Origin of the sequence: Tistrella bauzanensis, from assembly GCF_014636235.1 — a bacterium.
GTDB classification, from domain to species: Bacteria; Pseudomonadota; Alphaproteobacteria; order Tistrellales; family Tistrellaceae; genus Tistrella; species Tistrella bauzanensis.
Genome location: NZ_BMDZ01000019.1, coordinates 45,482 through 68,067, shown reverse-complemented (window position 1 = coordinate 68,067; position 22,586 = coordinate 45,482). Strand labels below are relative to the sequence as shown.

At 66.1% G+C, this 22,586-nt stretch carries 20 protein-coding genes and 2 pseudogenes; 9 read left to right on the top strand and 13 right to left on the bottom strand.

Annotated features, from left to right (window positions below; translation table 11 throughout):
* Positions 1 to 27: 27 nt before the first annotated feature.
* From IEW15_RS10105 to urtA, 11 genes are all read right to left on the bottom strand, one after another.
* A complete protein-coding gene (locus tag IEW15_RS10105; protein ID WP_188577404.1) occupies positions 28 to 822 on the bottom strand; it encodes an urease accessory protein UreF in 795 nt (264 codons plus the stop codon).
* Positions 806 to 1,687, bottom strand: coding sequence for an urease accessory protein UreE (locus IEW15_RS10100; protein ID WP_188577403.1), 882 nt, complete (start codon positions 1,685 to 1,687; stop codon positions 806 to 808). The genes IEW15_RS10105 and IEW15_RS10100 overlap by 17 nt, the downstream gene beginning before the upstream one ends.
* A 179-nt stretch (positions 1,688 to 1,866) precedes the next feature.
* On the bottom strand, positions 1,867 to 3,576 hold the full coding sequence (locus IEW15_RS10095; protein ID WP_188577401.1) for an urease subunit alpha: 1,710 nt from the start codon (positions 3,574 to 3,576) through the stop codon (positions 1,867 to 1,869).
* Positions 3,577 to 3,579: 3 nt separating this feature from the next.
* Positions 3,580 to 3,921 carry an urease subunit beta gene (locus IEW15_RS10090; RefSeq protein ID WP_188577432.1) on the bottom strand — a complete coding sequence of 114 codons (342 nt, stop codon included), beginning with the start codon at positions 3,919 to 3,921 and terminating at the stop codon, positions 3,580 to 3,582.
* Positions 3,922 to 3,992: 71 nt separating this feature from the next.
* Positions 3,993 to 4,295, bottom strand: coding sequence for an urease subunit gamma (locus IEW15_RS10085; protein ID WP_188577399.1), 303 nt, complete (start codon positions 4,293 to 4,295; stop codon positions 3,993 to 3,995).
* A 79-nt stretch (positions 4,296 to 4,374) separates the two neighbouring features.
* Positions 4,375 to 5,346: an urease accessory protein UreD gene (locus IEW15_RS10080; protein WP_188577397.1), complete on the bottom strand. Its 972-nt coding sequence runs from the start codon at positions 5,344 to 5,346 to the stop codon at positions 4,375 to 4,377.
* Positions 5,347 to 5,404: 58 nt separating this feature from the next.
* Complete coding sequence (urtE, locus tag IEW15_RS10075; protein WP_188577394.1) at positions 5,405 to 6,100, bottom strand: urea ABC transporter ATP-binding subunit UrtE; 696 nt, start codon at positions 6,098 to 6,100, stop codon at positions 5,405 to 5,407.
* Positions 6,101 to 6,118: 18 nt separating this feature from the next.
* On the bottom strand, positions 6,119 to 6,916 hold the full coding sequence (urtD, locus tag IEW15_RS10070) for an urea ABC transporter ATP-binding protein UrtD (protein WP_229707980.1): 798 nt from the start codon (positions 6,914 to 6,916) through the stop codon (positions 6,119 to 6,121).
* On the bottom strand, positions 6,913 to 8,028 hold the full coding sequence (gene urtC / locus IEW15_RS10065; protein WP_188577428.1) for an urea ABC transporter permease subunit UrtC: 1,116 nt from the start codon (positions 8,026 to 8,028) through the stop codon (positions 6,913 to 6,915). Before urtC ends, urtD begins: the two co-directional genes overlap by 4 nt.
* A gap of 238 nt (positions 8,029 to 8,266) precedes the next feature.
* Complete coding sequence (urtB, locus tag IEW15_RS10060) at positions 8,267 to 10,009, bottom strand: urea ABC transporter permease subunit UrtB (protein WP_188577392.1); 1,743 nt, start codon at positions 10,007 to 10,009, stop codon at positions 8,267 to 8,269.
* A gap of 243 nt (positions 10,010 to 10,252) precedes the next feature.
* Positions 10,253 to 11,518: an urea ABC transporter substrate-binding protein gene (gene urtA, locus IEW15_RS10055; RefSeq protein WP_188577391.1), complete on the bottom strand. Its 1,266-nt coding sequence runs from the start codon at positions 11,516 to 11,518 to the stop codon at positions 10,253 to 10,255.
* A gap of 380 nt (positions 11,519 to 11,898) precedes the next feature.
* On the opposite strand from urtA, the gene IEW15_RS10050 reads away from it, so the two are divergent.
* Both IEW15_RS10050 and IEW15_RS10045 read left to right on the top strand, forming a co-directional pair.
* Positions 11,899 to 12,306 (top strand): FtsB family cell division protein, encoded by a 408-nt coding sequence (locus tag IEW15_RS10050; protein ID WP_188577389.1) that lies wholly within the window; start codon positions 11,899 to 11,901, stop codon positions 12,304 to 12,306.
* A 92-nt stretch (positions 12,307 to 12,398) separates the two neighbouring features.
* On the top strand, positions 12,399 to 13,382 hold the full coding sequence (locus IEW15_RS10045) for a hypothetical protein (RefSeq protein ID WP_188577388.1): 984 nt from the start codon (positions 12,399 to 12,401) through the stop codon (positions 13,380 to 13,382).
* Here the strand turns inward: IEW15_RS10045 and IEW15_RS10040 are convergent.
* Both IEW15_RS10040 and IEW15_RS10035 read right to left on the bottom strand, forming a co-directional pair.
* Complete coding sequence (locus tag IEW15_RS10040) at positions 13,280 to 13,828, bottom strand: helix-turn-helix domain-containing protein (protein WP_188577386.1); 549 nt, start codon at positions 13,826 to 13,828, stop codon at positions 13,280 to 13,282. The genes IEW15_RS10045 and IEW15_RS10040 overlap by 103 nt on opposite strands.
* Positions 13,828 to 14,649, bottom strand: a complete 822-nt coding sequence (locus IEW15_RS10035; protein ID WP_229707979.1) for an enoyl-CoA hydratase/isomerase family protein — start codon at positions 14,647 to 14,649, stop codon at positions 13,828 to 13,830. The genes IEW15_RS10040 and IEW15_RS10035 overlap by 1 nt, the downstream gene beginning before the upstream one ends.
* Positions 14,650 to 14,806: 157 nt before the next feature.
* On the opposite strand from IEW15_RS10035, the gene IEW15_RS10030 reads away from it, so the two are divergent.
* From IEW15_RS10030 to lipA, 7 genes and pseudogenes are all read left to right on the top strand, one after another.
* Positions 14,807 to 15,700: a LysR family transcriptional regulator gene (locus tag IEW15_RS10030; RefSeq protein WP_188577384.1), complete on the top strand. Its 894-nt coding sequence runs from the start codon at positions 14,807 to 14,809 to the stop codon at positions 15,698 to 15,700.
* Positions 15,701 to 15,849: 149 nt separating this feature from the next.
* Positions 15,850 to 16,872, top strand: a complete 1,023-nt coding sequence (gene pdhA / locus IEW15_RS10025) for a pyruvate dehydrogenase (acetyl-transferring) E1 component subunit alpha (RefSeq protein ID WP_188577382.1) — start codon at positions 15,850 to 15,852, stop codon at positions 16,870 to 16,872.
* 121 nt (positions 16,873 to 16,993) lie between these two features.
* Positions 16,994 to 17,980 (top strand): annotated as a pseudogene (locus IEW15_RS10020) (pyruvate dehydrogenase complex E1 component subunit beta); the annotation flags it as partial.
* Positions 17,981 to 18,061: 81 nt separating this feature from the next.
* Positions 18,062 to 19,468, top strand: a complete 1,407-nt coding sequence (locus IEW15_RS10015) for a pyruvate dehydrogenase complex dihydrolipoamide acetyltransferase (RefSeq protein ID WP_188577378.1) — start codon at positions 18,062 to 18,064, stop codon at positions 19,466 to 19,468.
* Positions 19,469 to 19,533: 65 nt separating this feature from the next.
* Positions 19,534 to 19,704 (top strand): annotated as a pseudogene (locus IEW15_RS26335) (biotin/lipoyl-containing protein); the annotation flags it as partial.
* 231 nt (positions 19,705 to 19,935) lie between these two features.
* Positions 19,936 to 21,357, top strand: a complete 1,422-nt coding sequence (gene lpdA / locus IEW15_RS10010) for a dihydrolipoyl dehydrogenase (protein WP_229707983.1) — start codon at positions 19,936 to 19,938, stop codon at positions 21,355 to 21,357.
* 199 nt (positions 21,358 to 21,556) lie between these two features.
* Positions 21,557 to 22,495, top strand: coding sequence for a lipoyl synthase (gene lipA / locus IEW15_RS10005; RefSeq protein ID WP_188577422.1), 939 nt, complete (start codon positions 21,557 to 21,559; stop codon positions 22,493 to 22,495).
* Positions 22,496 to 22,586 lie beyond the last annotated feature (91 nt).

Below are 22,586 nucleotides of genomic sequence, written 5' to 3'. Positions count from 1 at the left end.
TCGGGGCGCCTGCGGGGGCAGATGTGGTCATGAGCGGAACAGCCTGGAATAAAGGGTTTCATGACGAAGGGCGGTGATGTCTGCCAGAACGGCGCAGCCACCCGGCGGCGCCTGGGGATGCCGCCGGGCGTCGGCCGCGATTGCGGCGATGGCCGGCCCCAATGCCGCGACGGCGCGTTGGCCGTCGGTCTGGCCCAATGGCACCAGCCGGACACCGGCCGAGACCAGATTGGCCGCGAAGCCATGAAGCAGGCCCTCGATCAGCATGGCTTCCGGCAATCCGGCCCAGCCGCCGCAGGCACCGGCGGCAACCGCCAATGTCGGTGGTATGCCGGCAACCGCCAGCCGGGTCGCGAAATTCGCCGCCTGATCGAGCCCCCAGCCTCTGGCCACGGCATCGAGAAAGGCGCCGCCCTGCTGGCGTGCTTCCAGCGCCCGTTCGGCCGCCGGTGCCAGTGCTGCCGCCGTCCGGGCCAGGGACAGCAGACCCTGATCGTCGTGTGCCGCCGCGGTCCGCGCCGCGCGGACCGCGAAGCCGGCATCGGTGCGCCCTGCACCGAAGCGCAACAGCCCCTCGATCCACCGGGTCAGATCGCTGACGGTTGCGATCGCGCCATCCTCGACCGCCTGTTCGATGCCATGGCTGTAGCTGAAGGCGCCGATCGGAAAGCTGGGGCTGGTCCAGGCCAGAAGCCGGTGCAGGGCATCGCCCGGCGCCGCCTGGAACGCGGCCCACCCGACATCGTCGGCAGACAATGCCCGGGGCCAGCCGTCAAAGACGGCGGACAGCGCCGACGGCGTCTGATCAGTGATGCTGGGCATGATCGGCATAGGCGCCCTGTTCCGGATCGAATCCGTCGGCCGCCGGCGTCACACGCAGGCCCAGCGCCGCAGCGATGCGCCGCACGAGGGGCTCGTCATGGGCCCGCAGCCGCCATCCATCGACGATCTGAACCGGCCGGTGCCGGTTGCCGATCTGCCAGGCCGCCCGCGCGGTATCGGCACCGGTGCCGCCGACCAGATCCACGACCGCGGTGGCTTTCAGGCCGGCGTCGCGGGCATGATCGTGCCCATGTTCATGCCCGTGTTCGGCTCCGTGCCCGTGTTCATGTTCGTGCCCATGTTCGCGAACGTCATGCCGACCGCCTGTCCAGGCCACAGCACTGGCGGCACCCAGGATGGGTTCGGGGTCGAACGGCGCCTCGCTTTCGATCAGATGTGCGCCCAGCCGGCCCAGCAGGTCACGTGCCACCAGATCACGCGCCAGGCGCAGCCGCGGCGTAACGATGTGGGTGGTCACCGCCACCGGCACATGGCGATTGCCCAGGTGCCAGGCGATCCGCGCAAGGTCTCGCCGATCGGTGGTCTCGGCCTCGATCACTGCTTCGGGGGCTGCACGCACCACGACGTGACCGCCCTGATCCAGCATCAGGCGGTCGCCATCGGCCAGACGCGTGGCTTCGCGCAGATCCAGCAGGAATGGACGGCCATCATCGGTCAGCATCCGAATGCGGCGTCGATGGCGATCGGCATGGACAAGCGTCACCGTGCCCCAGCCGCCATCGGACCCGAGAGCCGGCAGGGCGGCCGTGATCACCTGAACCGCGCGCGGCAGAACCGTCTGCGGCATTTCGGGCGCCTTGCCATGGGCGGCGAGCATGTCGGTGGGAATCTGGATCATTTTCATGGGAGCCGGTCTCCTGCGGGCGATGATGCGGGCGGTGGCATCGGATCGTGCATCGGGAGGGGGTCAGATTGGCGTCACGGCCGGTTCGTGGTCATGACGTTGGCGGGCTCAGATGGCTGGCACTCCTCCGCAGGCTGGGCGGGTCAGAAGACTGGGCGGGTCAGAAGACAAGGGCGGGGTCAGAACAGAAAATAGCGCTGAGCCAGAGGCAGAACCTCGGCCGGCGCGCAGATCAGGGGCACGCCGTCGGCGCGCACCTCATAGGTTTCAGGGTCGATCTCGATCACCGGGCAGGCATCGTTCAACACCATCTGCGCCTTGGTGACGGTGCGGGTGCCGCGCACCGCCGCAAGCCGCCGTCCACCCGCGATCGCATCGAGCCGGCCTGATGCGAGCGCCGCACCCGAGACGAAGGTGAGGCAGGATGCCGTGCGGGCGGCCCCCATCGCGCCGAACATCGGACGATAGATCACCGGCTGCGGTGTGGGGATCGACGCATTGGGATCACCCATGGCGGCATAGGCGATGCTGCCCGATTTCAGCACGATATCGGGCTTCACCCCGAAGAACATCGGCTTCCACAGCACCAGATCGGCCAGCTTGCCGACCTCGATCGACCCGACCTCGGCATCGATGCCGTGGGCACGGGCTGGGTTGATGGTGTATTTGGCGACATACCGCCGCGCGCGCAGATTGTCGTTGTCACCGGTCTCGCCCGGCAGCCGTCCGCGCTGGCGGCGCATCTTGTCGGCGGTCTGCCAGGTCCGGATGATCACTTCGCCGACGCGACCCATGGCCTGACTGTCGGACGAGATCATAGAGATCGCGCCCAGATCGTGCAGGATATCCTCGGCCGCGATGGTTTCACGCCGGATGCGGCTTTCGGCGAAGGCTACGTCTTCAGGGATCGACGGGTCGAGATGGTGACACACCATCAGCATATCCAGATGCTCGTCGATGGTGTTGACGGTGTAGGGCCGGGTGGGATTGGTGGAAGAGGGCAGGACATTGGCCAGCCCCGCCACCTTCATGATGTCGGGCGCATGGCCGCCGCCGGCGCCTTCGGTGTGATAGGCATGGATGGTGCGGCCGGCGAAGGCGGCGATGGTACGCTCGACAAAACCGCTCTCGTTCAGCGTATCGGTGTGGATGGCGACCTGGACATCCATCAGATCGGCAACCGTCAGACAGGTGTCGATCGCCTTGGGGGTGGTGCCCCAGTCTTCATGCAGTTTCAGTCCGCAGGCGCCGCCCTCGATCTGCTCGATCAGGCTTTCGGGCCGGCTGGCATTGCCCTTGCCCAGAAAACCAACATTCACCGGCAGGTCGGCGGCCGCCTGAAGCATGCGCATCATGTGCCAGGGGCCGGGGGTGACGGTGGTCGCGAAGGTGCCTTCGGCCGGGCCGGTGCCGCCACCGATCATGGTGGTGATGCCGCTCGCGATCGCATCGGTCGCCTGCTGGGGGGCGATGAAGTGGATATGAGCGTCGATGCCGCCGGCCGTGAGGATGCGCCCCTCACCGGCGATGATTTCTGTGCCCGGGCCGATGACGATGTCGACGCCCGGCTGGATATCGGGATTGCCGGCCTTGCCGATCGCGGCGATACGGCCGTTGCGCAGGGCGACATCGGCCTTGACGATGCCCCAGTGGTCCAGGATCAGGGCATTGGTGATGACGGTATCAGCGGCACCATCGGCGCGGGTGCGCTGCGACTGGCCCATGCCGTCGCGGATCACCTTGCCGCCGCCGAACTTGACCTCTTCGCCATAGATCGTGCGGTCGGCCTCGACCTCGATCACCAGTTCGGTGTCGGCAAGGCGGACCCGGTCGCCCGTGGTCGGCCCATAGGTGGCGGCATAGGAAACGCGGTCGATCTCGTATGCCATGGCTCAGCCCTCTCCGCCGTCGGTGGCGGGCGCCGCCGCCTGCAATGCACCCGAGATCTTGCCGTCGAAGCCATGCACCACCCGGTCGCCCTGATAGGCGACGAGGCGGACAGTGCGGGTCTGGCCGGGCTCGAAGCGCACCGCCGATCCCGCGGGAATGTCGAGCCGCATGCCATAGGCGGCCGGCCGGTCGAAGGCGAGGCCGGTATTCGCCTCGTAGAAATGATAATGCGAGCCGACCTGGACCGGCCGATCGCCGGTATTGGCGACGGTGATCTCGACGACCGGGCGACCGGCATTGAGCACGATCACACCGGCAGCCGGGATGATCGCGCCGGGCGCGATACCCTCGGCGTCGGGCGAATAGGGCTGGGACGGATGGGAGGGCGAGACGGTTTCGGTCATCTGCGGCCCCCTCAACGGATCGGATTGTGGACGGTGACGAGCTTGGTGCCGTCGGGGAAGGTCGCCTCGACCTGGATCTGCTCGATCATCTCAGGGATGCCGCTCATCACCTCGTCGCGGGTCAGAACCCGGGCACCCGCCGCCATCAGATCGGCAACGCTGCGGCCATCGCGGGCGCCTTCCACCACGAAATCGGTGATCAGGGCGATGGCCTCCGGATAATTCAGCTTCACGCCGCGGGCGTGGCGACGGCGCGCCACCTCGGCCGCCATCGCGATCAGCAGTTTCTCCGTTTCCCGAGGGCTCAGATGCATGCGGCGGGCGCTCCCTGGTGTTCTGGCTATGCCCGGCCTGTTCCCGGCCGGGGTCGTTCCTGACTGTTCGAGCGCCCCGTCAACCACGCCGTATCCGTGGCAGGCGGGGCGGGCGTCCCATCAATCCGGCGCGCGCGGCGGCCCACAACGCGTCGAATACGGCCTTCACACGGGCGGCATCGCGGCCCGCCATCCGGACCACCACGACCCCGTCGATCGCGCCGATGCCGACCACCGGGCGGGCCGCGCCATCAGCGTCACGGGCCGGGACATGGAGGATATTTGAAGCATGTTTTGTGCCAAATTCTGCATCAGGACCATTGACCTCGGCCAGCACGATCCGCAAACGATCGCGCAGGGCCATGGCGGCGCCTGCATCCGGGGCACCGACAGCGCAGAATCCTGCGATTGCAGTCATGCCGCCGATGGCCGCCGGATGGTGTCGCGCTGCCGCAAAATCAGCCTCGGCAATATCCAGCGCATCGGCCAGGATCAGCTTGCCCGCCACCTCGATTGCCCAAGCATCGCGCAACCGCCCCCGTCCGACGCACTCGCCGTGGGCAGTCCGACCCAGCACGATGATCTCGCCGAACAGTGCCTGAGCGGTTTCATCCGCCAGACTGACGCGGGTTCGCCGCTCGAACCGCGCCTGATCATACAGAATGGTTTCCTGCGGCAGCCATTCGAAGCTGGCCCCAGGGCCGACGATAAAATGATTATCGACCTCTGAGACAGAACTGGTGCTGCGATAGACCCGTTCGGCTGCCTGCGGCATCAGAAGCAGGCGGCTGTCCGGCTTCAGCGTCACCGACACCGACAGCCGGTCGCCAGCCACGATGCCACCGGAGGTGCTGGTGACCACCACCATCGGCACCTCGCCGGGTTCCGCATGCGGAAACAGCGCCCGCAAGGGGGCCCGTTGGTCCAGATCGCGCAGGCCCTGCCGGGCAGTGGGGGCGGGGCCCATCACCAGCATCAGGCGTCCGCGATCCAGCGCGGAGCGCCGGATGCGCAGCGCCGCATCATCATCGGTCGTCGTCAGGCAAGGCACCGGCGGGGTCAGTCCTTGATGGTTTGGGCTAGAGAGGTTTGGGCCAGAGAGGCTCGGTTCAGACGGTCAGGTGGCGGCGGACATCGTCGTCGAGGGAGGCGCCGTCGCCTGAGACGATGACCTCGCCACGGTCGAGCACGATGAAGCGGTCGGCCAGTTCCTGTGCAAAATCGAAATACTGCTCGACCAGCAGAACCGCAAGCCCCCGTTCGCGGGCCAGAAGCTGGATGACCCGGCCGATATCCTTGATGATCGACGGCTGGATGCCTTCGGTCGGTTCATCCAGCACCAGCAGTTTCGGCGCCGTGACCAGCGCGCGGCCGATGGCCAACTGCTGCTGCTGGCCGCCCGAGAGATCGCCGCCGCGCCGGCCGAGCATCGATTTCAGCACCGGAAACAGCGTGAAGATGTCGTCGGGGATCCGACGTTCCAGGCTGCGCGGCCGGGCGGCGAGGCCGGTTTTGAGATTCTCTTCAACGGTGAGGAGCGGAAAAACTTCGCGACCCTGGGGTACGAAGCCGATACCGGCGCGGGCACGGTCGAAGGGCGCGCGTCCGGCAAGGTCGGTGTCGGCCAGCCTGATGGTGCCGGCCGAGGGCTTCAGATGGCCGGTGATGGCACGCATCAGCGTGGTCTTGCCAACGCCGTTGCGGCCGAGGACGCAGGTGATCTCACCGGCACGGGCCTCGACCGAAACGCCCTTGAGCGCCTGGGCCGAGCCGTAATGCACATCCAGCGCATGAACATCGAGCATTTGGATCACGGTTCTCCGTCAACGGCCCAGATAGACATCCACGACCCGGCTATCCGACTGGACATGGTCGAGGCTGCCTTCGGCGAGCACCGAGCCTTCATGCAGCACGGTCACCCGGCAGTCCAGGTCGCGCACGAAGCCCATATCATGCTCGACCACGATCACCGCATGCGACTGCGCCAGCCGCTTCAGCAACACGGCGGTCTGCGAGGTCTCGCTGTCGGTCATGCCGGCGGCGGGCTCGTCGACCAGCAGCACCCGGGGTTGCTGCATCAGCAGCATGCCGATCTCCAGCCACTGCTTCTGGCCGTGGCTGAGCCGGCCCGCTGGTTCATGGGCGCGATGGGCGAGGGCGATGTCTTCCAGAACCGCCTCGATCCGTGCCGCCTTGTCGGTCGTGCGCCGGAATTTGAGCGCCGCGAACGGGGTCCGGTCGCCGGCAAGCGCCAGTTCCAGATTGTCGATCACCGTATGGGTCTCGAACACGCTGGGTTTCTGGAATTTGCGGCCGATGCCCAGGGTCGCGATCCGCGCCTCGTCGAGACGGGTCAGATCAATGCAGCCATCGAGCAGCACCTTGCCTGTATCGGGCCGGGTCTTGCCGGTCATCACGTCCATCATCGTGGTCTTGCCAGCGCCGTTTGGGCCGATCACCGCCCGCAACTCGCCGTGATCGACCACCAGGGACAGGTTGTTCAGGGCGCGAAAGCCATCGAAACTGACCGAGACACCATCGAGATAGAGCGCGCTGCCATGCGGTGACCGCCGCCCGCTCACCTCGGTATCGGTCAGAAGATCTGCGGTATGGACGGTCATGTCCGATCCTCCGTCGCCCGATCGCCGGTTACTGCCGGTGCCGCGACCTGCGACTTTCCTGACCGGGATTTGCGACCGAATTCCGGGAAGGCCGGCAGCTTACCGACCAGTCCCTTGGGCAGGAACAGGGTGACGGCCACGAACAGAGCGCCCAGAGCGAACAGCCAGAATTCAGGCATGGCGCCGGTGAACCAGGTTTTGGCCCAGTTGACCGAGATGGCACCGAGGGCCGCGCCCCACAACGTGCCGCGCCCGCCGACCGCGACCCAGATTACCGCCTCGATCGAATTGGCCGGGGCGAATTCACCCGGGTTGATGATGCCGACCTGTGGCACATAGAGCGCGCCGGCCAGACCCGCCAGCATCGCCGACATCACGAAGACGAATAGCTTGAAGTGCTCGACCCGATAGCCCAGGAACCGCACCCGGCTTTCGGCGTCGCGGATCGACACCAGAACCTTGCCCAGCTTCGACGACACCACGATCCGCGACAGGGCATAGGCCAGCACCAGCGCGATCGCGGTCGCCGAATACAGCGCCACCCGCATTTCGGGCGCCTGAAGGCTGAAGCCGAACAGATCCTTGAAATCGGTCAGGCCGTTATTGCCGCCAAAGCCCATATCGTTGCGGAAGAAGGCCAGCAGCAGGGCATAGGTCATGGCCTGGGTGATGATCGAGAGATAGACCCCGGTAACCCGTGACCGGAAGCACAGCCAGCCGAGCCCGAAAGCCAGGATGCCCGGCACGACCAGCGCCATCAGGATCGCGAACCAGGCCATGTCGAAGCCCAGCCAGTACCAGGGCAGTTCCTGCCAGTTCAGAAACACCATGAAGTCGGGCAGGACCGGGTTGCCATAGACGCCGCGCGGCCCGATCTCGCGCATCAGGTGCATGCCCATGGCATAGCCACCCAGCGCGAAGAAGGCACCATGGCCCAGGCTGAGGATGCCGCAATAGCCCCAGACCAGATCGAGGGCTAGTGCCAGCAGCGCATAGCAGAGATATTTGCCGAACAGCGAGATCAGATAGGACGGGATCGCCAGCGGGTGATCGGCCGGCAGCACCAGCGCCGACACCGGCATCAGGATGGCCGAGAGCGCGATCAGCGACATGAAGACCAGGCCGCCGCGATCGCCCAGCAGGGCGAGCAGGATCGGCTTGCGCGGGCCGGCGGCGAGGCCACGACCGGCCCGGGTGCGCCCGGTGGCGCCGGATGCCGTGATACCAGGCAAGGCGGGGTCGGGCAAGGCGGGGTCGGGCAGGGTGGGGTCGGGCAAGGCGGGGTCGGGCAGGGTGGGGTCGGGCAGGGTGGGGTCGGGCAGGGTGGGGTCGGTGGTCGATGCCATGGGATCAGGCCTCCACCGCGCGGCCCTTGAGCGCGAACAACCCGCGCGGCCGCTTCTGGATGAACAGGATGATGGCGATCAGCACCAGGATCTTGGCGAGCACCGCGCCGGCGAAGGGTTCGATCAGCTTGTTGACCACGCCCAGGGTGAAGCCGCCGACCAGCGTGCCCCACAGCGTGCCGACACCGCCGAACACCACCACCATGAAGCTGTCGATGATGTAGCCTTGACCCAGATTGGGGCTGACATTGTCGATCTGGCTGAGGGCGACACCGGCAATGCCGGCGATCCCCGAGCCGAGCGCAAAAGTCAGCGCGTCGATCCGCCCGGTCTTGATACCCATCGACGAGGCCATGGAGCGGTTCTGGGTGACCGCGCGGACATGCAGGCCAAGCGAGGTCTTGCGCAGCAGCAGCGCCACGCCCCCGACCACGACCAGCGAAAAGGCCAGGATCCACAGCCGGTTGTAGGTGAGCGTGATACCGCCCGCGACCTCGAACGCGCCACTCATCCACTCAGGGCTTGAAACCTCGCGGTTGGTCGGGCCGAAGACCGAGCGCACCGCCTGCTGAATGATCAGGCTGACGCCCCAGGTGGCAAGCAGGGTTTCCAGCGGCCGGCCATACAACCAGCGGATCACGCTGCGCTCGATCGCGAAACCGGCCGCACCCGAGACCAGGAAGGCCGCGGGCAGGGCGATCAGCAGCGAGACCGGCATCAGCGCCGGCAGATTGGCGGCAATGACCTGCTGGACCAGATAGGTGGTATAGGCGCCCAGCATGACCATCTCGCCATGCGCCATGTTGATGACGCCCATCACGCCGAAGGTGATGGCGAGGCCAACGGCGGCCAGCACCAGCACCGAGCCAAGGCTGAGGCCCTGATAGACATTGCCGACCAGCGCCCACATTTCGAGTTTGGCCTCGACCCGCTCAAGAGCTTCGGCGGCAGCACCCTGCACGGCGGCGGCGGCATCAGGCGCCAGACCGGCCGGCGGCGCGGCAGCGATCCGCCCCAGAAGGCTTCGAACCTGCGGATCGGCGAAATCACCCAGGGTGTCGATGGCGGCCAGCCGCTCTTCGGGATTGTCGGCATGCATCGACTGCACGGCGGCCAGCGCCTTCATCAGTGCGTCGTGGGTGCGGCCATCGGTTTCGGTATCGATCGCCCTGCTGAGCAGCGGCAGTGCCGCCGCTTCCGGCAGCTTGATCAGGGCTTCGGCGGCCGCACGGCGGCGCTCCGGCAGCTTCGCGCCCAGATCGATCAGGCCCATCGCGGCCCGGGCGTCGACCCGGACCCGGTTGTTGACCCGGATGCGGTCGACGGCACCGCGTTCGGCGGCGCCCAGTTTGTCGCCGGTCACCGGATCGCGCATCACGGCGGCGTCGCCGCGGCCCTCGACGATCACGAGCGCGCCATCGCTGGTGCGCCGGCCGAGATTGCCGGATTGAAGCGCGTCGATCGCGCGGGCGGCCCGTGCGTCACCGGTCGCGGCAAGTGCCTGGATCAACGCCAGCGCACCATCGAAGCCTTCACCAGGGGTGGCCAGCGCGTCGCGCAGCGCCGCGTCCTCGGCGGAGGCGTCGTTTCCGGCCGCGGGCGTTGCCGTCTGGGCAAGTGCTGTTGCCGCATGGGCTGTGGCAACAGGACCGAAGCCGGACATGGTCGTCGCGGCGAGCATCAAAGCCGCCAACAGCATCACACGGATACCGGTCGGCCGGCGAAAAGCAGTCGAAAATCCGGACATCTGGGCTCGTCTTCTGTGTCCGCAGTGGCAGCGGACCTGAGAGAGAGGCTTCTGGCGGCTGGCTGGATGCTGCTGGCTGAAAGCTTGAAGCAGGGCCGCGCGGCCGGGTGGGGGCTCCGGGTTATGTCGGGTTGCGGCGGGAGAGCAGACCGCTGCCATCCGCATGCATCCGGAGCCCCGCATCCACCCCGGCCCTATGCGCACGGGCGGCGCGGGCCGGGGTGGCATCCATCAGGGCCGGTCTCAGTACTTCGGCGCCTCGCAATTGCCGCAGACCCAGGGATAGGTCCAGTCGGCAGTGAGCTTGGCGCTTTCCGGGATGAAATCCGACCAGGCATCGCCGACGATCGGCCCATCGGTCTTCCAGACGGTCGAGAACTGGCCGTCGCCCTGGATCTCGCCGATCAGCACCGGCTTCGACAGGTGATGGTTGGTGTTCATCACCGCGGTGGTGCCGGTCAAGGACGGCACGGTCTGGCCATACATCGCCTGGCGGACCGCACTGACATCGGTGGTGCCGGCCTGAAGAACCGCCTGCGTCCACATCTTGAAGCCGATATAGGTGGCCTCCATCGGGTCGTTCACGACGCGGCGGTCGCTCTTGATGAACGTCTGCCACTTCTTGATGAAGGCGTCGTTCTCAGGGGTCTCGACCGACATGAAATAATTCCAGGCGGCCAGATGGCCGACCAGCGGGCCAGTGTCGAGACCAGCCAGTTCTTCTTCACCCACCGAGAAGGCGACGACCGGAATTTCGGCCGCATCGATGCCCTGATTGGCCAGCTCCTTGTAGAACGGCACGTTGGCGTCGCCATTGATGGTCGACACCACCGCCGTCTTCTTGCCGGCGCTGGCAAAAGCCTTCACGTCCGAGACGATGGTCTGCCAGTCGCTGTGGCCAAAGGGGGTATAGCTCTCCATGATGTCGGCATCGTCGACGCCCTTGGAGTGCAGGAAGGCGCGCAGGATCTTGTTGGTCGTGCGCGGATAGACATAGTCGGTGCCGAGCAGAACCCAGCGCTTCGCGTCGCCGCCATCCGCGCTCATCAGATATTCCACGGCCGGGATCGCCTGCTGATTGGGGGCGGCGCCGGTGTAGAAGACGTTCCGCGAGCTTTCCTCGCCCTCATACTGCACAGGATAGAACAGCAGGCTATCGAGTTCCTCGAACACCGGCAGAACCGACTTGCGCGACACCGAGGTCCAGCAGCCGAACACGACGTCGACCTTGTCCTTCTCGATCAGTTCGCGGGCCTTTTCGGCGAAGAGCGGCCAGTTCGACGCCGGATCGACCACCACGGCTTCAAGCGGCCGGCCCATCAGGCCGCCATTCTTGTTCACCTCGTCCACCAGCATCAGCACGGTGTCTTTGAGGGTGGTCTCGCTGATCGCCATGGTGCCCGACAGCGAATGCAGGACGCCGACCTTGATCGGCTCGGCAGCATGGGCGCCGGCAGCCGCTGCGGCGAGAATGATACCGCTGGCGATGGTGCGGACGATAAGTTTCATCGATGGCCTCCGGTAGGGCTTTTATGTTCCGATCCACCCGGGCCATCAGCAAGAAGCGGACCAAGTCACCGATATGTGGCGGCCGCAGAATGCCCGAACCGCAGGTTGCCGCGGTTTCCGCCAGCGCGCCGCAGCGGCATGGCAGCCAAGGGGATGCCATTCACCTCCTGTTTCATACGCTCAAAAAACACCCAAACCATCCCTTGTGGTCAAAAAATGATCACAAACTTGCTGCATCGCGCGCGGCCGGTGCATGATCCGGGCGATCGGGCTGCCGCTCCGGTGCCACACTGCGCGGATAAACGTCAATCTGCGGGGGTCCGCGTGTGCGGCCGCGATTGACGGGGCGGGGCGCGCATGATTCGATGGCGACCATGTCGATGCAGAGGGATATAACGCGGCGCCTGCGCCAGATCGCACCCCAGATTTTCTGGGGGTGCCTGGTCAGCTATTTCGCGTTTCATGCGGTGCAGGGTGATCGCGGCGTGGTGGCCTGGCTGCAGATGCGCCAGCAGCTGGCGCAACTGGACCAGCAGCTGGATGCAGCACAGCATGAACGCATGATTCTGGAGCGACAGGTGGCGCTGATGCGCCCGCAGAGCCTGGATCCCGACATGCTCGACGAACAGGTCCGCCGGGTGCTGGGTTTTACCGACGCGCGCGACCGGGTGGAATTCTATGATGCCGATGCCCGTATCCGGGCGCCGGGCCTCGACGATGGCGCGCCAGATGCGCCGGCGGGTGATGTGCTCGACGTACTGCCTCCCCAGGAGCCGGTGACGCGCTGATCGTCACCGCATGGTCTCATATCCCATGGCGAGCTTCCCCCGGTCGCGATAAACTATGTGCGTCCATTGGCTGAGGCGGGAAATGAGCGGTGATGTATTTCAGCACACAGACCCAGGGCCGGGTGATGATCAGCGGGCCTCTGGTCGATGCCGTCCAGACACTTCTGAACGCCACCGGCGACACGCTGGATGTCGACAGCCGGCTTGGACCGAACAGCTTGAAATGCCTGTGTTCATGGCAGGCGACATGCGGCTTCGGTGCGCCCGGCCTGTTTGATGAGCCGCAATGGGCCAGCCTTTCGGCGCTGCCGCCACTGATTCCCTTCGATCTGCTGGTCAACATCGCGGCCTCGTTCGAAGGCACCTATTTCACCGGCGCGGTCGGTGCCTTCGACAGCGGCGGGCTGACCTGGGGCATTCTGGGCTTCACCCTGTCGTCGGGTGAGATCGAGCGGGTGTTTCAGGATATCGAGGCCCGCGCCCCGGGGCTGATCGCGCGCATCTTCGGACCTGATCATGACACGATCATGCATGCGGTGGCCCTGCGCGGGCAGGCGGCCGTCGACTGGGCGCGAACCATTTCGACCGGGTCGAACAACACTGGCCTGATCAGCCCGTGGGACCGGTATTTCACCGATCTCGGCCGGATCGGCGCCGCAAAGGCCGCGCAGGTGGATCAGGCCTTCAAGACCTATTTCGCCGAGGCTTTGGGCTATGTGCAGGCCTATATGCCCGGCAAGGCGATCACCCTGCTGGATCTGGCGTTCTGGTTTGACGTTGCGATCCAGAATTCGATCGGTCACGACGAAGCGGCGGCATTGCATGCGGTGGATGTGTCTGCGCTCAGCAATATAGACTGTCGGCGCGCCTTCGCCCGGATCATCGCCAGCCACAGCGCGCCAGAATGGCAGGCCGATGTGCTCTCACGCAAGATGACCTTCGCCGAAGGCACCGGCACCGTTCACGGGTCGCACTACGATCTGTCGGATTGGGGGATCGTCGACCAGGTGGTGCCCATGCCGGACATGGCGACCGGGCCGGTTCTCATCGGTGTTTTCGCGCCGGCCACCGCTTGACGGAGGGGTTGCCCGGCGCCGGTGGCAAGACTTTCCGGGTCGATATCGGTCAGCGCGATCGCGCGTGCCAGGGCCGCAATGGCGCGCAGATAGTGTTGCAGAGCAGGATTGCGATCGTCGAAAATCGCGAGCGCCGCCTGGAGGTCGACCAGTTCGCGGTGATCCAGGCCGATATCGACGGCACCGGGTTGGCCAGTGGCACCCGACGGGCAGATGGCTGGCGGTTCGTCGAGCAGCCGGCCCACGGTCACGCCCAGCAGGCGGGCCAACGGCAGCACCATCACCGCAGGCATGCGGTTCACGCCGCGTTCGTATTTCTGAACCTGCTGAAACGACACCCCGATCGCGGCGGCAACATCGCTCTGGCTCAGATCCCGCAGGATCCTGAGCCGGCGGAGCCGGCGGCCAAGCGCCTGATCGTCGGCATTCGCACGTGCTTTGGGCATCAGTCGTCACTCCTGCGGGCGTCGTTGGCGACGCCTGCCATGAATTGGTCGAGCCGCGGGCCCGCTTCCGAGAAGTCCCCCAATGCGGAATAACCGTTGATCGCCTCCAACCTCAGCGCGTCGTCAAGCGGCCGGCCGATCAGATCCAGAATGGTTTCGCGGGCTGACTCGACGGCTGTTCGACCATTGGCCAGGATCATCCGCGCGGTGGTGTCGGCCGTCGCCATCAGCTGATCGCGCGGCACCACCTGCGACACCAGATGCAGCCGGCGCGCCTCGATGGCATCGACCGGCCGGCCGGTGAGGGTCAGGTCCAGCGCCGTGCCGATTCCGGCGACCGCCACCAGCCGCACCAGCCCGCCATCGCCCTGATGCAGCCCATAGCGCAGTTCAAAGACGCCGAACCGGGTGTCCTCGGCCGCAATCCGGATGTCGCAGGCCAGCGCCAGTTCAAAGCCGGCGCCGATGACGTGGCCGTGCAGCGCCGCGATCACCGGCTTGGCCAACCGGTGCCGGCCGCGGGTAAGACCGCCACCCAGCCCCATGCCGGCGTTGCGCCGCGGCGCCATCATGTCGGCGCCCCGCCAGCGCGGGATGAAGCTTTTGAGGTCCGCGCCGGCGCAGAAACTGCGTCCGGCCCCCGATAGAATGGCGACGCCGGCCTCGTCATCGGCGGCGAACCGGTCCCAGATCGCGGCCAGGGCGGTATTCATCCGGTCGTCGATGGCGTTCAGCGCCGCCGGCCGGTTCAGAACCACATGGGCGATCCCGTCGGTGACCGTGTAGCACGCTTCGGCGGCATCGGTGGTCGACATGGTCATGACAGACAGCTCCCCGGTCCTGCTGCGATCGAAACCGGCCGGACGACCGCTGGCCGCCAGACCCTGGCATGATCATAAGAACCGATGCTAATCTATGGAAAATGGATTGTTTGGATGGATAGCATCCAAAAAAACTTCTAACGGACCGGAGGCGGCGGTGAAGATCCGGCAGTTGCGTTATCTGACGGCGGTGGTGGAGGCGGGCAGTATCACGGAAGGGGCCCGGCGGCTGAACGTCTCGCAGCCGGCCCTGTCGGCCGGTCTGGCGGCACTGGAAGACGAATTGGGCGGGCCGCTGGTTGAGCGTCAGCGCGGCGCGGTCAGGTTGACGCCGCTGGGCCGGCGGTTTCATCGTCGCGCGCTGGGCATTCTGCGGGACTGCGATCTGGCGCGGGCCGAGTTCAGGCGCGGGCTCGATCAGCGGGTGCTGACCCTGGGCATGCTGCCGACCATCGCCATGCCGCTGGTGCTGGGTGTGATCGCGGGTGTGAAAGCGCGGGTGCCCGGCATTGAGGTAACGATGCGCGAGGCCCGCGAACCACAGCTGATGGACGCGCTGGGCCTGGGCCGGATGGATGCCGCCCTGACCATTTCAGACCTGAGCGCCGATGACAGCTGGGTGCCGCTGGCAGATGACCCGATGGCGGTGGTCTGCACGCCGGACCATCCATTCGCCCGGCGTGGATCGATCCGGCTGTCGCATCTGGATGGCACGGCCTTCGTGCTGCGGCTGCATTGCGAGCGGGGCACAGACGTACAGGGCCTGTTGCAGGCGCGCGGCGTGCGACCCCGCGCGGTGTTTGGAACCGATCAGGATGATCGGGCGTTTGCTGCCGTGCGCGCTGGAATCGGGATCACCATGGCGCCGCTGAGCCTGACGCCCCCCGGCCTGAGTTTCGTGCCGATCGAGGATCTTGGCCTGACCCGTCGCATCGGAGTGCAGCTTGCGGTAGGATTGGACAGTCGTTTGCATGAAGCCCTGGTTGCCGCGCTGCGGGAGGCAGGTGAGCGGTCCTGCGCGGCAAAGCTTGCGCGGTCCATAGTTAACTGAAAATAAGTTAATTGTTCATACCGCAGCGCAACACAAGGCTTTTCGCGGGTTCTTCACTTGCCAGGAATGGATGTCGCGCTTAGGTTCATCGCCATCCAGGCGCTTCGGGGCCGACCGGCCTGCCGCGCGACAATTCCGGGGAGGACCGCATGGCGACTACGCGCCGCAAAGCCTCGGGCACGCCGAGCAATCAGCTCGCGCCCGAGACGAGCTCCATCGATCAGCTGGTCCACTACTATCGCGAAATGCTGCTGATCCGGCGCTTCGAGGAGAAGGCCGGCCAGATGTATGGCATGGGCCTGATCGGCGGATTCTGCCATCTCTATATCGGCCAGGAAGCGGTCGTCATCGGCATGCAGGCGGGGCTAGAGGACGGCGACAGCGTCGTCACCAGCTATCGCGACCATGGCCATATGCTGGCCTGCGGCATGAGCCCCAAGGGTGTGATGGCCGAGTTGACCGGCCGCCGCGACGGGTATTCCCGCGGCAAGGGCGGGTCGATGCACATGTTCTCGGTCGAAAAAGGTTTCTTCGGCGGCCATGGCATCGTCGGCGCCCAGGTGCCGATCGGTACCGGCCTTGGCTTCGCCCATAAATACAAGAACGACGGCAAGGTCTCGATCACCTATCTGGGCGATGGCGCCGTCAACCAGGGCCAGGTCTATGAGAGCTTCAACATGGCGAGCCTCTGGCACCTGCCGGTGGTCTATGTCATCGAGAACAATCTCTACGGCATGGGCACCTCGGTCGCCCGCGCCAGTGCCGTCACCGAACTGCACCGCCGAGGCGAGAGCTTCGGCATCCCTGGCTATTCGGTCGACGGCATGGATGTGCGCAATGTCCGCGGCGCCGCCGATTTCGCCATCGAACATGCCCGCACCGGCAAGGGTCCGATCCTGCTGGAAATGAAAACCTATCGCTTCCGCGGCCATTCGATGTCCGATCCGGCTAAATACCGGTCGAAGGACGAGTTGAACCGCATGAAGGCCGAGCGCGACCCGATCGAGACGGTCAAGAAGCTGCTGATCGAAAGCGGCGAGTGGGATGAGGCCAAGCTGAAGGCGATCGATCGCGAGATCAAGGACGTGGTGGTCGACGCCGCCGACTTCGCCCAGGAAAACCCCGAGCCCGATCCGTCGGAGCTGTGGACCGACGTGCTGGTCGAAGCCTGATCGCCCGCCGGAGGCCGCGACCACGCCGCCACCGATGCCGCCGTCGAGCGGGCACGGGGCAGGGTGCTGACGCTTCCGGCCGATGCTGCGGATGTCCGACGGACAAGAGAGATACCGACACATGCCGAAGATTACGGTACGAGAAGCCCTCCGGGACGCCATGGCCGAAGAAATGCGTCGCGACGACGCCGTCTTCGTGATGGGCGAGGAGGTCGGGGAATATCAGGGCGCCTATAAGGTGACCCAGGGCCTGCTGGATGAATTCGGCCCCCGCCGGGTGGTCGACACCCCGATCACCGAGCATGGCTTTGCCGGCCTCGCGGTCGGCGCCGCCATGCGTGGCCTGAGGCCGATCGTCGAGTTCATGACCTTCAATTTCGCCATGCAGGCGATCGACCAGATCATCAACTCCGCCGCCAAGACGAACTATATGTCCGGCGGCCAGATGCGCTGCCCGATCGTGTTCCGCGGCCCCAATGGCGCGGCGGCCCGGGTCGGCGCTCAGCACAGCCAGGATTATGCCAGCTGGTATGCCCATGTGCCGGGGCTGATCGTGCTGGCGCCATGGTCGGCGGCCGACGCCAAGGGCCTGCTGAAGGCGGCGATCCGCAATCCGAACCCGGTGATCTTCCTTGAAAACGAGATCCTGTATGGCCAGGGCTTCGAGGTGCCCGAGGATGACGACCATGTGGTCGAGATCGGCAAGGCCAATGTCGTGCGTCAGGGCACCGACGTGACCATCACCGCCTGGTCGATCAATGTCGGCAAGGCCCTGGAAGCGGCCGAGGCGCTGGCGGCCGAGGGTATCGATGCCGAGGTGATCGATCTGCGCACCATCCGGCCGCTGGATGTCGACACCATCGTCGCCTCGGTGAAGAAGACCAACCGGCTGGTGACCGTGGAGGAGGGCTGGCCGACCGCCGGCATGGGTGCCGAACAGGCCGCCCTGATGATGGAGCACGCCTTCGATCATCTGGATGCGCCGGTTATCCGGGTCAGCGGCAAGGATGTGCCGCTGCCCTATGCCGCGAACCTTGAAAAGCTGGCGCTGCCCCAGGCCGACCATATCGTCGAGGCCGCGAAGCGCGCCGTCGGCTACGAATTCTGAGCCGGCATCGCCGGACATCCGATCAAGGACAACCCTGAGGCGGCGGCACCACGGCCGCCCACGGGCAGGAGAGGACCGAACATGGCTCAGACCATCCTGATGCCGGCCCTGTCGCCGACCATGACCGAAGGCACGCTTGCCAAATGGCTGGTCAATGAGGGCGATACGATCGAGAGCGGACAGGCCATCGCCGAAATCGAGACCGACAAGGCGACCATGGAGGTCGAGGCGGTCGAGGAAGGCGTGCTGGCGAAAATCATGGTGCCGGCCGGTACCGAGGCCGTGGCCGTGAATACGGTGATCGCGGTGCTGAAGGAAGAGGGCGACAGCGACGATGCGGTCGCGGCCCTGGCTGGTGGCGACGCCGCCGCCCCGGCTCCGGCCGCGGAGACGCCCGCCGAGGACGATGTCGCCGCCAAGGGCGATGCTGACGATCATGCCGAGGTGACGCCGGCCCCTGCCCCTGCCAGGGGGGAGGCGCCGGCCGCCACTGCCGGCTCCGATGACGGTGACCGGATCAAGGCGAGCCCGCTGGCCCGCCGCATGGCATCGCAGGCCGGGCTGGATCTGACCGGTCTTGCCGGCACCGGCCCCCATGGCCGGATCGTGAAGGCGGATATCGAGGCGGCCCTGGCTGACGGTGGCGCCCCGGCCGCGGCCGAAGTGGCACCGGCGGCAGAGGCGGCACCGACCGCCGCACCCGCAAAGGCGGCAGCGGCACCAGCCGCCGGCGGTGGCGGCTACAGCGTCGCGGCGATTTCGGCCGCGGCATCGGCCCAGACCCGCGATCTGGTCGACAAGCTGGGCATGGCGCATACCGCCGAGCCCAATAACGGCATGCGCAAGACCATCGCCCGCCGCCTGCTCGACGCCAAGCAGACCGTGCCGCATTTCTACCTGACCGTCGATTGCGTGATCGACCGGCTGATGGGTGTGCGCAAGGAGCTGAACGAGCGCGGCGGCGTGAAGGTCAGCGTCAATGATTTCGTGGTCCGCGCCAGCGCGCTGTCGCTGCGCAAGGTGCCGGCCGCCAATGCCGCCTGGACCGACGAGGCGATCCTGCGCTTCCACGATGTCGACGTCTCGGTGGCGGTGGCGATCGATGGCGGGCTGATCACGCCGATCATCAAGAAGGCCGACACTAAGGGTCTGGCCACCATTTCGTCGGAAATGCGCGATCTTGCCGAGCGCGCCCGCGCCGGCAAGCTGAAGCCAGAGGAATATCAGGGCGGCACCTTCTCGGTGTCGAACCTTGGCATGTACGGCATCAAGGAATTCTCGGCGATCATCAATCCGCCGCAATCGGCGATTCTGGCCGTCGGTGCCGCTGAACAGCGGCCGGTGGTGAAGGATGGCGCGCTGGCCGTGGCGACGGTGATGACCGCGACCTTGTCGTGCGACCATCGCGTGGTCGACGGCGCGGTCGGCGCCCAATTCCTGGCCGCCTTCAAGAAGCTGATCGAGGACCCGCTGTCTATGCTGCTCTGAGCGGCATCTGCGGCGACCTCGCGATCATCTCTGAAACACGCAAGACGGACGGGAGACCCAATCCCATGCCGATCAAGGTTCTGATGCCGGCGCTGTCGCCGACCATGACCGAAGGCACGCTGGCCCGCTGGATGGTCAAGGAGGGCGACACGGTCGAAAGCGGCCAGGTGATCGCCGAGATCGAGACCGACAAGGCCACCATGGAGGTCGAGTCGGCCGATGAGGGCATCCTCGCCAAGATCCTGGTACCGGACGGCACCGAGGGTGTGGCGGTCAACAGCCTGATCGCCGTTCTGGCGGAAGAGGGTGAAGACCCGAAGGTCGCCGCCGCCGCGCTCTCAGGTGGCGACGCCGCCAAGGCCGAACCCAAACCGGCGGCGGCGAAGCCGGATGCCAAGCCCGCGCCGAAGACCGAGGCGAAGCCCGCTGCCAAGACTGATGCCAAGACCGGGGCCCCCAAGGCGGCGGTGAAGCCGGCCGGCAGCGGCAAGAGCGGCGATGATTACGACGTGGCGGTCATCGGTGGCGGCCCCGGTGGCTATGTGGCGGCGATCCGTGCCGGTCAGCTTGGCCTGCGCACGGTGGTGATCGAGGAAAAGCACCTGGGCGGCATCTGCCTGAACTGGGGCTGCATTCCGACCAAGGCATTGCTGCGCGCCAGCGAGGTCTGGACGCTGATCAATCACGCCAAGGATTTCGGTATTTCTGTTGAAAAGCCGAGCTTCGACCTGGCCGCGATCGTCAAGCGCAGCCGCGATGTGGCGAAGACCCTGTCGCAGGGCGTGGCGCATCTGCTGAAGAAGAACAAGGTCGAGGTCATCGACGGCCGCGGCCGGCTGAAGGGCCCGGGCAAGGTCGAGGTCGACGGCGCCAAGGGTAAGCGGTCGATCTCCGCCGATCACGTCATTCTGGCGACCGGCGCGCGTCCACGGATCGTGAAAGGACTGGAGCCCGATGGCGAGCGGATCTGGACCTATCGCGAGGCGATGGTGCCGGAAAGCCTGCCGAAATCGCTGCTGGTGGTCGGGTCGGGCGCGATCGGCATCGAGTTCGCGAGCTTCTATCGCGCGCTTGGCGTCGAGGTGACCGTGGTCGAATTGCTGGACCGCATCCTGCCGGTGGAGGATGAGGAAATCTCCGCCATGGCCCGCAAGGCGTTTGAAAAGCAGGGGATCAAGATCCTGACCAGCACCCAGGTCAAGGGCCTTGACAAGAGCCGGGATGGTGTCTCGGCCCGGCTTGAAGACGCGAAGGGCAAGGCGCAGACCCTGACTGTCGACCGGGTGATCGTGGCGATCGGCATTGTCGGCAACACCGACGATCTGGGGCTTGAGACCACGAAGGTCGAGGTCGATCGCGGCCAGATCAAGGTGGGGCCGTATCTTGAGACCGCCGAGCCCGGCATCTATGCGATCGGCGACGTTGCCGGCGCGCCGTGGCTGGCCCATAAGGCGTCGCATGAAGGCGTGATCTGCGTCGAGGCGCTGGCCGGGGGCGAGCATGTCCATCCGATGACCCGCGAGAACATCCCCGGCTGCACCTATGCCACGCCGCAGGTCGCCTCGGTGGGCCTGACCGAGGCCAAGGCGAAGGAGACCGGGCGCGAGATCAAGGTCGGCCGCTTCCCCTATCGCGGTAACGGCAAGGCGCTGGCGATGGGCGAACCCGAGGGCATGGTGAAGACCATTTTCGACGCCGCGACCGGCGAGTTGCTGGGCGCCCATATGATCGGCGCCGAGGTGACCGAGCTGATCCAGGGCTATGTGGTTGCGAAGTCGATGGAAGGCACGGAACTGGATCTGATGCACGCGATCTTCCCGCATCCCACCCTGTCGGAGATGATGCATGAGTCGGTGCTTGACGCATTCGGGCGCGCCATCCATTTCTAAGCCATGAGACCGGTGGCCGGGGCGGCACCCACAGCGTGGGGTGCCGCCCCGGTTTTCCGCGTCGATATCCTGCCACGCCGCCGCCGGCCACCGGCCGCCCGGCGCCGTGACACAAACCCATCAGGCCGGGGACCGTTCAATCGTGGCCGTGATCATCCATCCCGTCGAGACGGCACCATCCGCCGCGAAGCCTTCCGCCATGATCGGCGCAGATGGCACCGCCGCGGCGCCAGCTCTCCGCCAGCGCAAGCCCGACTGGATCCGCGTGAAGGCGCCGACCTCGCCACAGGTGGCCGAGATGCGCCAGCGCATGCGGCGCCTGAACCTGTTCACGGTGTGTGAAGAGGCGGCCTGCCCGAATATCGGCGAGTGCTGGACCCAGAAGCACGCCACGGTGATGATTCTGGGCGATATCTGCACGCGCGCCTGCCGGTTCTGTAACATCGCGACCGGCATGCCGCGCAGCGTCGACCCCCAGGAGCCGGCGCATCTGGCGGAAGCCGTGGCCGAGATGGAACTGGCCCATGTGGTCGTCACCTCGGTCGACCGCGACGATCTGGATGATGGCGGCGCCAGCCAGTTCGTCGAGGTGATCCGCCGTATCCGCGATGCCTCGCCCATGACCACGATCGAGGTGCTGACCCCCGATTTCCAGCGCAAGAAGGGTGCGGTCCAGGCCGTCGCCGAGGCGCGGCCGGATGTGTTCAATCACAACCTGGAAACCGTACCGCGGCTGTATGGCGAGGTGCGGCCCGGCGCGCGCTATTTCCATTCGCTGAAAATTCTGTCGCAGGTCAAGGAGGTCAACCCGACGATCTTCACCAAATCCGGCATCATGGTGGGGTTGGGGGAGAGCAAGGTCGAGGTGCATCAGGTGATGAACGACCTGCGCGCGGCCGATGTCGACTTCATGACCATCGGCCAGTATCTTCAGCCGACACCGAAACATCTGGCCGTCGACCGCTTCGTGACGCCTGAGGAATTCAGCGCCTATGCCACCATGGGCCGGGCCAAGGGCTTCCTTCTGGTCTCGTCGAGCCCGCTGACCCGTTCGTCGCACCATGCCGACAAGGATTTCGCCCGGCTGAAGGCGGCCCGTGAGGCACAGCTTGCAGCCGGACCTGCTGAAATCGTATAGAGACTGCATTCCCGGTCATGCAGCGCCATGGCCGGGAACACCAGCCCGGCGGCATGTCGCCGCCGGCCTGACCGCGGAGATTGCGTTCGAC